The sequence below is a fragment of the uncultured Erythrobacter sp. genome, from assembly GCF_947502395.1.
GTDB lineage: Bacteria > Pseudomonadota > Alphaproteobacteria > Sphingomonadales > Sphingomonadaceae > Erythrobacter.
Map to the genome: position 1 here is coordinate 467,223 of NZ_CANMZM010000001.1, position 15,178 is coordinate 482,400.

The window sequence follows — 15,178 nt, forward strand, 5'->3', positions numbered from 1 at the left end:
TGCCCTAGTCTGCGCCTGTAAGGCTGCTTGGGGGCTTGGGCAGAATGTCCAAGTCGCTCGCGCTCAGCCAACCATACTCGTAGTTCAAAACAAAAAGAGTGGTCAGGACGATTGCAACCAGCGTAGCTCTGACAAGAATGCGGCCCGGCTTAAAGTTGGACGGCGCACTCTCAGCCTGACCGGGGACCAAAGCCTCACCCGCTTCTTCAGACGTACGCACTCCGAACGGAAGCATGATGAAGGCACTCATGACCCAGATGAGAAAGTAAACCGCGAGAATCGAGGTCAACTGCATCAGTCTTGCTCACCGCTAAGACCCGGCATCAGAACCCGCACTTGCGGGTTTTTGCCTGACCAGCGGCGTGCAGCCCGACGCGCCGCAAGCCTCGCTGCCTCATGAACTGCGCTCGGATTGCGTGCATCTCGGCCTTTGAGCCCGCCGACCGCTTTGAGAATGTCTTCGCGTGTTTCGTCAACAAACTCTGGCATATCCTCATCTAGCGGAAGGCCAATCGCTTCGATCAGAGGCGCTTCACCGCGTGCCAAAACAACGATGACAAGCCCCTCAAATGACACGCGCCTACGGGTGTTCACCGCATCGCCATCGGCCGCCGAGATGATATCCCCGTCAAGGACTAGCCGGCCATTGCGAACTTCAGCGATCTTGCCTGGTGCACCAGGAGCAAGCCGAACGATGTCACCGTTCGACTGAACAACATTGTCCGCAATGCCGCACTTTTTCCCGAGGCGTGCCTGCTCCTGCATATGCCGCATCTCGCCATGAACAGGCACAAGAACATCTGGCCGAAGCCAACCATAAAGCGCTTCCAATTCCGGGCGTCCGGGGTGGCCGGACACATGGATAAAGCTCTGACGGTCGGTGATCATCTCAATCCCGCGCGTCGCCAACTGGTTTTGCATCTTGCCGACCGAGATTTCATTGCCGGGGATGAGACGCGATGAGAACAAGACTACGTCACCCGGCGACAGTTCCAAGCGATGGTTCTCTTCGGCAATCCTCGACAAAGCAGCACGAGGTTCGCCCTGCCCGCCGGTGGCTAAAATCATCACCTCGCCGCGCGGCAAGCCCATGGCGGTGTCAAAGTCGATTGGGTCCGGGAAGTTCTCGAGATAACCATTGTCCTGCGCCACCTCGAGAATGCGGTCGATCGATCGCCCAGCAACGCACACCTGCCGCCCATTTTCCTGCGCGACTTCACCAAGTGTCTGAAGTCGCGCAACATTGCTTGCGAAAGTGGTGACAAGGACACGCTTTCCCTTATGGCGTGCGACCTCTTCCATAAGACCCTTGTAGACCGCGCCTTCTGAGCCCGATGGGTTTGGATTAAAGGCATTAGTGCTGTCGCAAACGAGCGCCAAGACACCGTCGTCACCGATCGCGCGTAGCTCTTCCTCCGTCGTCGGCTCGCCGATAATGGGGTCTTCGTCCAGCTTCCAATCGCCGGTGTGGAAGACCTTCCCATATGGCGTGTCGATCAAGAGCGCGTTGCCCTCAGCGATGGAGTGCGCAAGCGGCAGATAGGTCACATTGAAAGGGCCAATGTCGATCTGGCCGTGGTCTTCCTCAATGATGTTAAGCTTTACTTTGCCCAGTAAGCCAGCCTCTTCGAGCTTTCGCGCGACAAGATCCGCCGTGAACGGGGTCGCATAAAGCGGGACGCCCAACTCCCCTGCAAAGTAGGGAACCGCGCCGATGTGGTCTTCATGCGCGTGGGTCAGGACAACGCCGAGAAGGTCCTTGCTGCGTTCCTCAATGAATTGAAGGTCGGCAAAGACAAGGTCCACTCCGGGATACTCTCCGCCCGAGAAAGTCATGCCCAAGTCGACCATTAGCCATTTGCCGTCACACCCATAGAGGTTGACGTTCATGCCTATTTCTCCCGAGCCGCCAAGGGCCAGGAACAGCAGTTCTTGTTCTGGTTGGTAGTTCTTTTTCACGCGTTTGTTATCGTTCCATCCCGGGTGACTGACAGTCAGCTTGCGGCCGTTTTGGCCAGAATAGCGAGCCCTTCAATCGTTAGATCAGTGTCTACTTCGTCAAAAATATCGGTTGCGTCATCAAACAGGATTGCGAGGCCACCCGTAGCAACGACTTTGGCTGGTCGGCCGATTTCCGCTTTCATGCGCGCAACGATCCCTTCCATCATAGCGACATAGCCCCAGAAAACTCCAATGAGCATTTGGTCTTCTGTGTTGCGCCCTATGACACTTTCGCTGTCCGGCGTGCGAATGGCGATACGCGGAAGTTTGGCCGTCTTGCCCACCAATGCATCGAGCGAGAGATTGATCCCGGGCGCAATGGAGCCGCCTTTATACGCGCCAGTAAAATCAATCGCTTCGAACTTGGTGGCTGTGCCAAAGTCGATAGCAATCAGGTCACCGCCATACTTGTGGTGGGCCGCCAAAATATTGAGCGCACGGTCTGCACCAAGAGAGCTTGGCTGATCGACATCGGCAACAAACGGCCAGGCCGCTTTACCTTCACCCGCTTTCAGAGGCGTGATGTTGAAGTACTTTTGGCTAAGGACAGTCAGATTGTGATCGGCACGTGGGACCACAGACGCGTAAATGATATGATTGATATCATCGCGCGACACACCCTCAATCGTCAGCAGTTGTAAGAGCCACACCGCATACTCGTCACCCGTCCGGCGTGGATCGGTCGCGATACGCCACCGTGCGCGTGGGGGCGTCACATAGCCGCCCTCCCGATTAGGCTCAAACAGGGCAAAAACCACATTGGTGTTTCCGACATCAGCGGCCAGCAGCATTTTTTCTACTCCTTGTCGTGCCAATCAAGCGTCACGTCGCCTGCATGCACGATTGTTTCGCGCCCGCCAATCGGTCGAACTCTCAGCGCACCCTCGCGGTCGATTCCGCGATATCGACCGTGCATGACCTCGCCGTCGGCACCGGTGATGCGCATCTTATCATTGTACCTGTGGCTAATCACCGTCCAATCCAACAGAGTGTCCGATAAAGGCGCTTCGCGCCACATTGCCAATCGCTCAGCTAGATGATGCGCAAGAATGGGAAGAACACTCCTCGGCCCGTTCTCAAACTTTCCGTTTTCATACACGATGCATGTGGTTTTCCGGTCGGGCAAATCTGGCGCGTGGCTCAGATTCATCCCAACGCCAACAACCACAGATTGTCCGTGGCGCTCAAGCAGAATACCCGCCACTTTTGCGCCATCAATCAGCACATCGTTTGGCCATTTGAGAAGCATCGGAGTGTCGGGCAAAAGCAGACCCTCAATCGTCTCGAAGACGGCAAGCCCTACGACCAATGATAGAGTTGATGGAGCCGGGTCATCTGGCACCAAGTTTACAATAGTGCTGCACAGAAGATTACCCTTGGGGCTATCCCACTTACGGCCTAAGCGACCGCGACCTCCGGTCTGGCGCTCTGCCATGAGCCAAGAGTTGTCTGGGACCGTTTCTCCGCCAGACACACGCGCCAGAAGGTCCGCATTGGTCGAGCCTGTTTCCTCGACGACTTCGATCAGCGGCTCATTGCTCAAATCGCGAGAAACAGCGAGGACGCAGCCTTATTGGTGAGGTCTGTTAGTGAGCCTGTCAGAAGGTATCCGATTGGTGAGATGATCACCGCACAGATTGCGAGGAGCACCCAGTGCGAGGTTTCGCTCTTGCCAGTCACAAGACCAGCTGGCTCATCAAAAAACATGACCTTCACGAACTTGATATAGTAGAACGCGCCGATAACGCTGGCGGCTATCGCAATCGCTGCAAAGACTACAAGGTCGGCGGAAACCACAGCCTGGAACACAACAAACTTGCTGTAAAAACCGAGCAAAGGCGGGATACCGGCTAGGCTGAACATCAGGACCAGCAATGACCATGCGATCGCTGGCCGGGTAACTGCGAGCCCGGAGATATCGCCAAAAGTTTCGAAAAGACTGCCGTCTTCGCCGCGCAGCATAAGGAGAGCAACAAAGCTCCCCAAGCTCATCACGACATAGATGAAGAGATAGACCAGCATCGAACTCGCGCCAGCGGGCGTGGCAACAGCCAGACCCAACAGGATAAAGCCGACGTTGTTGATCGAAGAGTACGCAAGCAGGCGTTTCAAATTCTCCTGACCGATTGCGCCAAGGGCTCCGAACACGATAGAGGCCAATGCCGTGAACATTACGATCTGCTGCCAAGCCTGAACTTGACCCCCGAACACCTCGAACACGACGCGCGCGGTGAGCGCCACAGCGGCTACCTTGGGCGCCGTGGCAAAGAACAAAGTGACCGGTGTTGGCGCGCCTTCGTACACATCCGGCGTCCACATATGGAACGGAACGGCGGCGATCTTGAACGCAAGACCTGCCATCACAAATATGAGGCCAAAAAGCTGACCGTTCGAAAGCTCCCCTTCAAGCCCGGCGCGAACGCTCGCGAAGTCGGTTGCTCCGGTGAAGCCGTATAGCAAGCTCATGCCATAAAGCAGGATACCCGAAGCAAGCGCGCCGAGTACAAAGTACTTGAGGCCCGCCTCTGCTGAACGTTGATCCTTGCGAAGGATCGCGGCCAGCACATAGGCAGCCAATGAATTGAGCTCGAGGCCCATGTAGAGCGTCATAAAGTCGCTGGCCGAGACCATGATACTCATGCCTAGCGTCGCGAACAGGATCAGGATCGGGTACTCAGCACGCAATCCACGCTCGCTGGCCGCAGCAGGTCCATTAAAGAATGCCGGTGCGACCATCAGCGCCGCGATGGCCGCCAGATAGATCAACGCCTTTGAGAACAATGCAAAGCTGTCAACTTTGAGCAATGTGCCAAACGCGTAGCTGTCCGGACCGTCCACTCCAAAGTGAAGGCCGGGAATGGTGAAAAGGCCTGCGGTGAACAGGGCAGCGGCCGCAATGATTGCAACAGCACGCGCAGCCTTATCGCCGACCCATGCCGCAATCAGGAGAAGCGCTAGGCCAGTGACCGTGAGAATTAGCTCTGGAATGACGAGCCCGAAGGAGGATGGGAAGTCCAGCATCAGTGTTGGCCCTCCCCTTCGTGCGCTTCGAACTCGATCGCGTTAGCTGCCTTTTCAAGAGGCTCTCCGCTGGCAAGCGCTGCATCGCTGATTGGCGCTGACGCTGCAAGCCGCGCATCAAGTGCCGCGATATCTGCCCGCATGGGAGCAAGGAAACTCTCAGGATATACGCCCATCCAAAGGACGACCGCAGCAATCGGGGTCATCATAATCCACTCACGCGCGGTGATGTCTTTCATCGCGGCGGCATCGGCGTTCTTCTGATCGCCAAAGGCTACGCGGCGGTAGAGGTAGAGCATGTAAGCTGCGCCCAAGATAATGCCGGTGGTGCTGACAAGCGCCACGAGGCTGGATGTTTGGTAGATGCCTGCAAGCGACAGGAACTCGCCCACAAAACCACTGGTGCCCGGAAGGCCGATCGAGGCCATCGTGAAGAGCAGGAAGAACAGCGCGTAATACGGCATGTTGATGCTGAGCCCGCCGTAGCGTTCGATTTCGCGAGTGTGGAGCCGGTCGTAGATAACGCCAACACAAAGGAACAATGCGCCCGACACGAGACCGTGTGACAGCATAACGATCATCGCGCCTTCAAGGCCCTGCACGTTGAACGCGAACAGACCCACGGTCACAATCGCCATGTGAGCAACCGAAGAATATGCGATAAGCTTCTTCATATCCGCCTGAACCAGCGCAACCAGCGAGGTGTAAATCACCGCGATCATCGAGAGGATGAATACGAACCATGCAAAGTCAGCAGACGCCTCTGGGAACATCGGCAGACTGAAACGGATAAAACCGTAGCCGCCCAGTTTCAGCAAAACGCCCGCAAGGATCACAGACCCTGCAGTTGGAGCCTGAACGTGAGCGTCAGGAAGCCAAGTGTGGAACGGCCACATCGGCACCTTCACCGCAAAGCTCGCAAAGAACGCCAGCCACAGCCACGTCTGAGCCCCGCCGGGGAAGTCGTACTGCATCAGGGTTGGAATGTCGGAAGTGCCGGCCTCGCTCACCATCCAGAACATCGCGATCAGCATCAGAACCGAGCCAATCAGCGTGTACAGGAAGAATTTGTACGAAGCGTAGATGCGGTTGTCCCCGCCCCACACACCGATGATCAGATACATCGGGATCAGGCCCGCCTCGAAGAAGATGTAGAACAGGAACAAATCCTGCGCTGCAAACGTCCCGATCATCAGCACTTCCATAAACAGGAAGGCCGCCATGTATTCGCCTACGCGCTTTTTGATCGCATCCCAGCTCGCCAAGATGCAGATCGGCATGAGGAACACACTGAGCATGATGAGCATCAACGCAATGCCGTCGATCCCGAGAGCGTAGGAGAAGCCAGCAACGAGCTCATACTTCTCTTGGAACTGCCACTGAGCGCCGTCGATCTCGTAATTGGCCCAGAGCATTACCCCGAGACCAAAGGTCAAAAGCGTCGCGCCAAGCGCAATCACGCGCGAGGCTTGCCCGGCGAACAGACATGCGATGGCTGCCGCTAACGGCACCAACATCATGGTGGTGAGGATGGGAAAGTCCATTACGCTCAAAGACCCCTAGAGCAGCACATAAGTGACAGCGGCGATCAGCCCGAGAAGCATGATCAGCGCATAGGTGTAGAGATAGCCGGACTGGATCGTCTTGGCCGCAACCGAGCCGCGCTGAACCACTGCAGCGATGCCGTTGGGTCCAAAGCGATCGATGGTACCGACGTCGCCCAGTTTCCAGAACTGGCGTCCGAACCAGAAGGCTGGCTTTACGAAGATCGCATCGTACAGCTCGTCGAAATACCATTTGCGGAACACGAAGTTGTGTAGCCACCCAAAGCTGGCGACGAACTTGGCGGGAATATCAGGCTTCGCGATATAGGCGATATAGGCTCCGACAAAGCCCAGAACCATGACCACGAAGGCAGAGTACTTCACCCAATATGGCACGTCATGAAGGGCGTGGATGAGGTTCTCGTTGTAGAAGATTGAACCAGCCCAGAAGGCCGCATCGTCAATAAAGCTTGGCGCGAAAACCTGCCCTGCAAGCACAGCTCCGGTCGATAGAACCGCAAGCGGAATGAGCATCGCAATCGGGCTCTCATGCGGGTGATAGCCGCCGGTTGTGTCTTCGCCCGCTTCTTCGGGTGTCTTGTGGACCGTGTGCTGAATATGCTCGCTCTCAATCCAGCGCGGCTTACCCCAGAAGGTAAGGAACATCAGACGCCAGCTGTAGAAGCTGGTGAGCAGCGCCGCCGTAACACCGGCCCAGAAGGCAATCGCGCTGGTGGTGGTGCCGCGCGCAAAGGCCGCTTCAAGGATGGCGTCCTTAGACCAGAAGCCCGCAAAGCCTGCGCCGAGGTGATACACACCAAGACCCGTAATCGCGAGAGTGCCCAAGAGCATCGCAACAAAGGTGATAGGGATCGCCTTCCTAAGACCGCCGTAATAGCGCATGTCCTGCTCATGGTGCATCGCATGGATGACCGAGCCAGCGCCAAGGAACAGCAGTGCCTTAAAGAATGCGTGCGTGAACAGATGGAACATCGCCACGCCGTATGCGCCAATGCCCGCTGCAAAGAACATATAGCCTAGCTGCGAACAGGTTGAGTACGCGATGACCCGCTTAATGTCCCACTGCGTCGTCCCGATGGTGGCGGCAAAGAAACACGTCGCCGCGCCCACAATCGTGACGATCATCAAGGCGGTCGGAGCCGCCTCAAACATCGGTGACAGGCGGCACACCATAAATACGCCTGCGGTCACCATGGTCGCTGCGTGGATGAGAGCAGACACAGGCGTCGGCCCCTCCATCGCGTCGGGAAGCCAGGTGTGGAGCCCCAATTGCGCCGATTTACCCATGGCTCCGATAAAGAGCAGGAAGCACAGGATATCCATCGTCGGCAAACGCATACCGAGGAAACCGATAGTAGACCCGCTCATCCCAGCAGAAGCTGCCAAGATTTCAGGAATAGAGGTCGTCTGAAACACCAGGAAGGTGCCGAAAATCCCCAGCATAAAGCCAAGATCGCCCACGCGGTTGACCACAAAGGCCTTGATCGCAGCAGCGCCAGCAGACGGCTTTTTGAACCAGAACCCGATGAGCAGGTACGAGGCAAGCCCCACCCCTTCCCAACCGAAGAACATCTGAACGAGGTTATCGGCCGTCACCAGCATCAGCATGGCGAAGGTGAAGAGCGAGAGATAGGCGAAGAAGCGCGGCTGATCCGGGTCTTCCTCCATATAGCCCCAGCTATACAAGTGCACGAGCGCAGAGACCGAGTTGATCACCACCAGCATCACGGCGGTCAGAGCATCAACTCGCAAAGCCCAGTCAAAGGTCAAATCACCCGACTGCACCCATTGTAGGACGGGGACGACTTCGGCGGTGTGCGTACCGCTCAGGAACCCGATAAAGATCGGCCAGCTTAGCGCCGCCGACAGAAACAGCCCGCCCGTCGTAATCGACTTGGCAAGTGCGTTGCCCAGCATCCGGTTGCCAAGCCCTGCAATGATCGCAGCGATCAGCGGGGCAAAGACGATAATGAGGATTTGCGTTTCCATGCGTCGCTTATCCCTTCATCCGGTTTACATCATCGACCGCAATCGTGCCGCGGCCGCGATAGTAGATGACGAGAATGGCAAGCCCGATGGCCGCTTCAGCAGCCGCAACGGTGAGAACCATCATAGCAAACACCTGCCCCACCAGATCGCCCATAAAGGCGCTGAACGCGACAAGGTTGATATTAACGGCCAGAAGGATCAGCTCCACCGCCATCAGAATGACGATGACATTCTTCCGATTGAGGAAGATACCCAGCACGCCGAGCACAAAAAGGATCGCGCCCACGACAAGGTAGTGTTCAATACCCACGGGTCCCATCAGAGCTCGACCCCTTTACCTATATCTGGGTTTTTCATAACCGTCGCCTCTTCCGGGCGGCGGGCGATTTGTTTGCCGATGTCTTGCTGTGCGCGACTTCCAGGAGGCGGTGCCTGGAAGGTCAGCACAATAGCGCCGATCATCGCAACCAGCAGGATGATCCCGGCGATCTCGAACAGCAGGATATATCGGCCATAAAGCAGCGCGCCGATTGCCGCGATGTTTGAGGTGCTTGCGCTTACCGCAGCGGTTCCATCGGGGGTACCAAGCTCAATTCCGCCAGCGCCGTAAGCGCCAAGGCCAAGCCCCAGTTCAGCCAGCAAGATCAGCGCAATGGCAATCCCCAGCGGGAAGTTCTTGATAAATCCGGCTCGCATCTCGGCAAAGTCGATGTCAAGCATCATCACCACGAATAGGAACAACACTGCAACCGCGCCGACATATACAATAACAAGCAGCATCGCGATGAACTCAGCGCCTACCAGCACCATCAATCCTGCCGCGTTGAAGAAGGAAAGGATGAGCCACAGCACGGAGTGTACGGGGTTTCGCGCCATGATCACCATGACCGCACTGGCAACAACAAGCGTCGCGAAGAGATAAAAGGCGAGAGTTTGTATCATAATCCCTGTTGTCCGTCGGCCGTCCGGTCTGATGGGCCCCTAGCGATAGGGCGCATCGGCTTCAAGATTGGCCGCGATGGCCCGCTCCCATTTGTCACCATTCGCGAGAAGCTTAGCCTTGTCATAGAGCAGTTCCTCGCGTGTTTCGGTGGCGTATTCAAAGTTTGGCCCCTCTACCACGGCATCCACCGGGCAGGCCTCCTGACAAAATCCACAATAGATGCATTTCGTCATATCAATGTCATAGCGCGTGGTGCGGCGCGATCCGTCCTCGCGCGGTTCGGCCTCGATCGTGATCGCCTGCGCTGGACACACTGCTTCGCAAAGCTTGCAAGCGATGCAGCGCTCTTCACCGTTCGGATAACGGCGCAGCGCATGCTCGCCGCGAAAACGCGGGCTAAGCGGCGATTTCTCAAACGGATAGTTGATCGTCACCTTGGGCTTGAAGAAATACTTCAAGGTCAGCGCATGCGCTTTCAGGAATTCCCAAAGGGTGAAGCTCTTTAGGAGCTGGGTTGCGGTGGTCATGATGCAGTACTCACAGCTGGGGTCGGGGCCTCGACAGCTTCAACAATTTGGTCGGGAGTTACGGTTGCTGGGTCAACAAGCGACGGAGCGTCGGTGAAATGCCCGGTCGCCATCAGGTAACCACTGATCACTGCGACAAACACAAGGCTCATCGGCAGGAACACCTTCCAGCCAAGACGCATCAACTGGTCATAGCGATAGCGCGGCACGGTGGCCCAAATCCAGCTGAACAGCAGGAAGAAGAAGAAGGTCTTCAAGAGGAACCAGATAAAGCCCGGCACATAGTAGAGCGGTGCCCACTCAATTGGTGGCAACCACCCGCCCATAAACAGGATCGTGCACAGCGAACACATCAGCAGGATGTTCGCATATTCGCCCAGCCAGAACAGCGCGAAAGCCATCGACGAATATTCAGTCTGATAGCCGGCAACGAGTTCGGACTCGGCCTCTGTCAGGTCGAACGGAGCGCGCGCCGTCTCAGCCAGAGCCGAGATAAAGAACACCACAAACATCGGGAAAAGCAGCGGGTTAAAGAAGAACCCGTTGACGAAACCAAGCCCGTGTCCGCGTTGTGCCTCGACGATGCCGCTCATATTGAACGTGCCCGCCCACAAGACAACGCACACCAGAATAAAGCCGATGGATACCTCGTAAGAGATCATTTGCGCTGCGGCCCGCATGGCGGAGAAGAAGGGGTACTTCGAGTTCGACGCCCACCCGCTCATCACCACGCCATAAACGCCCAACGAGCTGATCGCGAGGATGTAGAGGAGCCCGACATTGATGTCGGCCAGCACCACGCCATCGCCAAATGGGATCACCGCCCACGCGGCCAAAGCCACGGTAAAGGTGATGATCGGCGCAAGCAGGAAGATGCCTTTGTTGGCAGCGCTTGGGATAATGGTCTCTTGCAAAAAGACCTTGAGCCCGTCCGCAAAGCTCTGAAGCAGGCCAAACGGCCCCACCACATTGGGCCCACGCCGAAGCATAATCGCGCCCAGCACCTTACGGTCGACATAAATCACCATGGCCACCGCCAGCATAACGGGAAGCGCGATCAAGAGGATGCCCGCAATCGTGGCGACACCCCAGGCCCACTCATACGGGAGGCCAAGACCTTCAAAGAACGCGGTCATTGATATGCCCCTTTCGTCACCCCGGCGAAGGCCGGGGTCCAGTGGGGAGCCACTGCGGTTGGAAGCTGGATTCCGGCCTTCGCCGGAATGACTGTTGTGCGTGAGTGAAGGCTCATTCCGCAGCCTCCTTGATCTCATCGCCGTGGAGCAGTTCTGCCGAACATTGTTGCATCACAGAGGACGCGCGGGCGATGGGGTTGGTGAGGTAGAAATCTTTGACCGGATAGGCTGCGATTGTGCCTTCCGCCTTGGCCTTGCTGTCCGCCTTGGGAAGCGCGCCGTAATCGGCAAGAGCCTCTTCACCCAGAGCAGGCACTTCGGCGATCATCGCGCCTTGCAACTGTGCAAAACTGTCAAAGCCGACGCTCACACCTATCGCATCGGCAAGCGCGCGCAGGATTGTCCAATCCTCACGCGCATCACCGGGTGCGAACACTGCTTTTTCAGCGAATTGAACGCGCCCTTCCGTGTTGACGTAAGTGCCATCTTTCTCAGCGTAAGACGCCGCTGGCAAAATGATGTCAGCGTTATGTGCACCTTTGTCGCCGTGGTGACCGATGTAGACTTTGAGGCTGCCCTCAAAGGCTGCATAGTCCATCTCATCCGCGCCAAGGCTAAAGAGCACTTTTGGCTTGGCAGCAGCGATATCCGCCATGCCACCCTCAGCTGCATAACCAAGCATCAAGCCGCCCATGCGAGCCGCGCTCATGTGAAGGACATTAAAGCCGTTCCAGCCATCTTTTACGAGGCCAAATTTGTCGACGAGCTTCAGCGCAGCGCCCAATGCGCCGGCCGCCAAAGCCGCACCGCCAAGGATAACCGCAGGACGCTCAGCTGCCTTCATGGCATCGCCGAGGGCTTTTGGCACACGATTCAGAACCTTGAGGTCTTCACCAAGGAATTCTGCCGGATAAGTGGTCTCCCACTCCGGCCCGACCACAAACACTTTCGCGCCCGCCTTCACAGCCTTGCGAATGCGAGCATTCACCAGCGCCGCTTCCCAGCGGATGTGCGAGCCGACGATCAGGATGCAGTCCGCCGTCTCAATCCCAGCAAGGCCTGAGTTAAAGTTCACCGCAGCAAGGTTCGACACGTCATAGGTCATGCCCGTCTGGCGACCTTCGAGCAGGGTCGAACCGCAAGCCTTGAGCAGCGCCTTGGCCGCGAACATGGTCTCACAATCGACCATATCGCCAGCGACCGCTGCGACGGAGGATTTGTCCGCCTCTAGCGCGGAAGCAACCGTTCCGAACGCCTCATTCCAATCAGAAGCCGCAAGCTTGCCGTCCTTGCGCACAAAAACGCGGTCCAAGCGGCGCTTGGTCAAACCATCGACCTGATAGCGAGCCTTATCCGAGAGCCATTCTTCGTTCACATCATCGTTTACACGCGGCAGGGCGCGCATCACTTCTCGGCCCTTGGAGTGCAGCGAAATGTTCGCGCCAACAGCATCAGACACGTCGATGCTCAGCGTCCGCTTCAATTCCCAAGGGCGAGCCTCAAACGCATAAGGACGCGAGGTCAGAGCACCCACAGGGCAAAGATCAATCACATTTGCGGAAAGCTCATGCGCCGCGGCCTGCTCAAGATAGGTTGTGATCTGCATATCTTCGCCGCGATACAGCGCGCCGATTTCATCAACGCCCGCAATCTCTTCAGAGAACCGCACACAGCGCGTGCAGTGAATGCAGCGGGTCATCACCGTCTTTATCAGCGGCCCCATATACTTTTCAGACACCGCGCGCTTGTTCTCAGAGGTCCGCGAGGCGCCTTTGCCATAGGTCATGGACTGGTCTTGCAGGTCGCACTCACCGCCCTGGTCGCAAATCGGGCAATCGAGCGGGTGGTTGATCAGGAGAAACTCCATCACCCCTTCGCGCGCCTTCTTGACCATGGCGCTGTCGGTGCGGATTTCCTGACCCTCGGTAGCCGGAAGTGCACAAGACGCCTGAGGCTTAGGCGGCCCCGGCTTCACTTCGACCAGACACATGCGGCAATTGCCCGCAATCGACAGGCGCTCGTGATAGCAGAAGCGCGGGATTTCCTTCCCCGCTTCCTCGCACGCCTGAAGCACGGTCGCCCCTTGTGGGACTTCGATCTCTTGGCCGTCTACGGTAACCTTAGGCATGGGTTTCATCCCTTTTCGGATAGCCAAGTTTCACGGCCGTAAAGCTAGCAACAGTCAACACAGCAAGAGCAAGTGGCGGGATAACCCAACTGGCAAAGCTCTCTGCGCCAACGGCAAATTCGCCATAGCGATCAACGGTTAGCACAATCGCGGCCGCAGCAAAGGCCGCGCTGATCAAATAGCCCGTGGTCTTCTTGAGGGCGCTCATTCCGCTGCCTCCCGGAATTGTGCGTTGTGCTCTTCGATCCGGCGCTCAAGCTCGGGGCGGAAGTGGCGGATCAGGCCTTGGATCGGCCATGCGGCTGCGTCGCCAAGCGCACAGATAGTGTGGCCTTCGACCTGCTTGGTCACCTCTTGCAGCATGTCGATCTCTTCGATCTCTGCATCGCCAGTGCGAAGCCGCTCCATCATGCGCCACATCCAACCAGTGCCCTCACGGCACGGCGTGCATTGGCCGCAGCTCTCGTGCTTGTAGAAGTAGCTAAGGCGAGAAATGGCGCGCACGATATCGGTGGACTTGTCCATCACGATAACGCCAGCGGTCCCCAGCCCTGAGCCCAAGTCTTTGAGACCGTCGAAATCCATCGGAGCGTCCCAGATCTGCTCAGCAGGGACCAGGGGGACCGATGAACCGCCGGGAATAACCGCGAGGAGATTGTCCTTGCCGCCGCGAATGCCGCCGCAGTGTTTCTCGATTAGCTCGCTGAACGGGATGCTCAGGGCCTCTTCGACCACGCAAGGCTTGTGCACATGGCCGCTGATCTGGAAGAGCTTGGTGCCCTTGTTGTTCTCACGCCCAAAGCTCGCAAACCATTCGGCACTGCGGCGAAGGATGGTGGGCACAACCGCAATGCTCTCAACATTGTTGACGGTCGTCGGACAGCCATAAAGCCCAGCACCCGCCGGGAAAGGCGGCTTCAAGCGCGGCTGACCCTTTTTGCCCTCAAGGCTCTCGATCATCGCGGTTTCTTCACCGCAAATGTATGCGCCTGCGCCCCGGTGCATGAAGACGTCGAAATCATAACCCGAGCCACTGGCATTCTTACCAATCAGCCCCGCGTCATACGCCTCATCAATCGCCGCCTGAAGCGTTTCCGCCTCGCGGATATATTCGCCGCGAATATAGATGTAGGCGGCGCGAGCACGCATGGCGAAGCCAGCAACCAAAGCGCCTTCGATCAGCTTGTGCGGATCGTGGCGGATAATCTCACGGTCTTTACACGAACCCGGCTCAGATTCGTCGGCATTGATAACGAGGAAGCTTGGCCGGCCATCGGCGCTTTGCTTTGGCATAAACGACCATTTGAGACCCGTCGGGAAACCCGCCCCGCCCCGGCCACGCAGGCCAGATGCCTTGATCTCTTCGATGATCGCATCCTGGCCACGCTCAATAAGAGCCTTGGTGCCATCCCAATCGCCGCGCTTCTGTGCTGCTTTGAGGCCCCAATCCTGGAAGCCATAGACATTGGTAAAGATGCGGTCCTTATCAGCCAGCATCATTTGATCCCTTACTGTGTGTTTTGCTGAAAATGCCGGCCGCCAGCGAAGTGATCACAAAGCCGCCTGCGATAAAGATAAATGCGGACGAATTGCCCCCGATTGCCAGGGCATAGATACCGTAGAATATGATCGCTACACCAAGCACAAAGCCAAGAAGACTAAGTTTGCTCATTGCTTCTGCCCTTTGCGTGCAATGCGTAACTGACGCAAAGTCAGAACCTGGAAAATCAGCCCCACTCCCATCAAAGCTATGCCAACCTCACGGTGACCCGTAGCTGACAGGTAAGCGCCCGCGCCAAACGCCGCAAAACCGGCGAGCACTAAGAGAATTACGCCCCCGCTCACTGGTCATCATCCATGGTCTTGGC

At 57.1% G+C, this 15,178-nt stretch carries 16 protein-coding genes; all 16 read right to left on the reverse strand.

The features are described 5' to 3' along the window. Positions 1–4: 4 nt before the first annotated feature. The gene (locus Q0778_RS02150; protein WP_298305044.1) at positions 5–295 is read right to left on the reverse strand and encodes a DUF1467 family protein; all 291 of its coding nucleotides are present in this window, start codon (positions 293–295) and stop codon (positions 5–7) included. Then, entirely contained in the window at positions 295–1,959 is a 1,665-nt protein-coding gene (locus tag Q0778_RS02155) for a ribonuclease J (protein ID WP_298305042.1), read from the reverse strand. Before Q0778_RS02155 ends, Q0778_RS02150 begins: the two co-directional genes overlap by 1 nt. Positions 1,960–1,994: 35 nt before the next feature. Continuing rightward, positions 1,995–2,792 carry a type III pantothenate kinase gene (locus tag Q0778_RS02160; RefSeq protein WP_298305039.1) on the reverse strand — a complete coding sequence of 266 codons (798 nt, stop codon included), beginning with the start codon at positions 2,790–2,792 and terminating at the stop codon, positions 1,995–1,997. Between the two features lie 5 nt (positions 2,793–2,797). After that, positions 2,798–3,544: a biotin--[acetyl-CoA-carboxylase] ligase gene (locus tag Q0778_RS02165; protein ID WP_298333657.1), complete on the reverse strand. Its 747-nt coding sequence runs from the start codon at positions 3,542–3,544 to the stop codon at positions 2,798–2,800. Then, positions 3,541–5,019 carry an NADH-quinone oxidoreductase subunit NuoN gene (gene nuoN / locus Q0778_RS02170; RefSeq protein ID WP_298334851.1) on the reverse strand — a complete coding sequence of 493 codons (1,479 nt, stop codon included), beginning with the start codon at positions 5,017–5,019 and terminating at the stop codon, positions 3,541–3,543. The genes Q0778_RS02165 and nuoN overlap by 4 nt, the downstream gene beginning before the upstream one ends. 2 nt (positions 5,020–5,021) lie before the next feature. Then, on the reverse strand, positions 5,022–6,566 hold the full coding sequence (locus Q0778_RS02175; RefSeq protein ID WP_298333659.1) for an NADH-quinone oxidoreductase subunit M: 1,545 nt from the start codon (positions 6,564–6,566) through the stop codon (positions 5,022–5,024). A gap of 15 nt (positions 6,567–6,581) precedes the next feature. Beyond that, positions 6,582–8,576: an NADH-quinone oxidoreductase subunit L gene (gene nuoL / locus Q0778_RS02180; protein WP_298333661.1), complete on the reverse strand. Its 1,995-nt coding sequence runs from the start codon at positions 8,574–8,576 to the stop codon at positions 6,582–6,584. Positions 8,577–8,583: 7 nt separating this feature from the next. Continuing rightward, the gene (gene nuoK, locus Q0778_RS02185; RefSeq protein WP_298333662.1) at positions 8,584–8,895 is read right to left on the reverse strand and encodes an NADH-quinone oxidoreductase subunit NuoK; all 312 of its coding nucleotides are present in this window, start codon (positions 8,893–8,895) and stop codon (positions 8,584–8,586) included. After that, a complete protein-coding gene (locus tag Q0778_RS02190) occupies positions 8,895–9,518 on the reverse strand; it encodes an NADH-quinone oxidoreductase subunit J (RefSeq protein WP_298333665.1) in 624 nt (207 codons plus the stop codon). The genes nuoK and Q0778_RS02190 overlap by 1 nt, the downstream gene beginning before the upstream one ends. A gap of 39 nt (positions 9,519–9,557) precedes the next feature. Beyond that, the gene (gene nuoI, locus Q0778_RS02195; RefSeq protein WP_298305021.1) at positions 9,558–10,046 is read right to left on the reverse strand and encodes an NADH-quinone oxidoreductase subunit NuoI; all 489 of its coding nucleotides are present in this window, start codon (positions 10,044–10,046) and stop codon (positions 9,558–9,560) included. Then, a complete protein-coding gene (gene nuoH / locus Q0778_RS02200) occupies positions 10,043–11,182 on the reverse strand; it encodes an NADH-quinone oxidoreductase subunit NuoH (protein WP_298333667.1) in 1,140 nt (379 codons plus the stop codon). Before nuoH ends, nuoI begins: the two co-directional genes overlap by 4 nt. 112 nt (positions 11,183–11,294) lie before the next feature. Continuing rightward, the gene (nuoG, locus tag Q0778_RS02205) at positions 11,295–13,310 is read right to left on the reverse strand and encodes an NADH-quinone oxidoreductase subunit NuoG (protein WP_298333669.1); all 2,016 of its coding nucleotides are present in this window, start codon (positions 13,308–13,310) and stop codon (positions 11,295–11,297) included. After that, on the reverse strand, positions 13,303–13,518 hold the full coding sequence (locus Q0778_RS02210) for a hypothetical protein (protein ID WP_298333671.1): 216 nt from the start codon (positions 13,516–13,518) through the stop codon (positions 13,303–13,305). The genes nuoG and Q0778_RS02210 overlap by 8 nt, the downstream gene beginning before the upstream one ends. After that, the gene (nuoF, locus tag Q0778_RS02215; RefSeq protein ID WP_298333673.1) at positions 13,515–14,810 is read right to left on the reverse strand and encodes an NADH-quinone oxidoreductase subunit NuoF; all 1,296 of its coding nucleotides are present in this window, start codon (positions 14,808–14,810) and stop codon (positions 13,515–13,517) included. Before nuoF ends, Q0778_RS02210 begins: the two co-directional genes overlap by 4 nt. After that, positions 14,797–14,982 carry a hypothetical protein gene (locus Q0778_RS02220; RefSeq protein WP_298333675.1) on the reverse strand — a complete coding sequence of 62 codons (186 nt, stop codon included), beginning with the start codon at positions 14,980–14,982 and terminating at the stop codon, positions 14,797–14,799. Before Q0778_RS02220 ends, nuoF begins: the two co-directional genes overlap by 14 nt. Next, the gene (locus Q0778_RS02225; protein ID WP_298333677.1) at positions 14,979–15,155 is read right to left on the reverse strand and encodes a hypothetical protein; all 177 of its coding nucleotides are present in this window, start codon (positions 15,153–15,155) and stop codon (positions 14,979–14,981) included. Before Q0778_RS02225 ends, Q0778_RS02220 begins: the two co-directional genes overlap by 4 nt. Between the last annotated feature and the right edge of the window lie 23 nt (positions 15,156–15,178).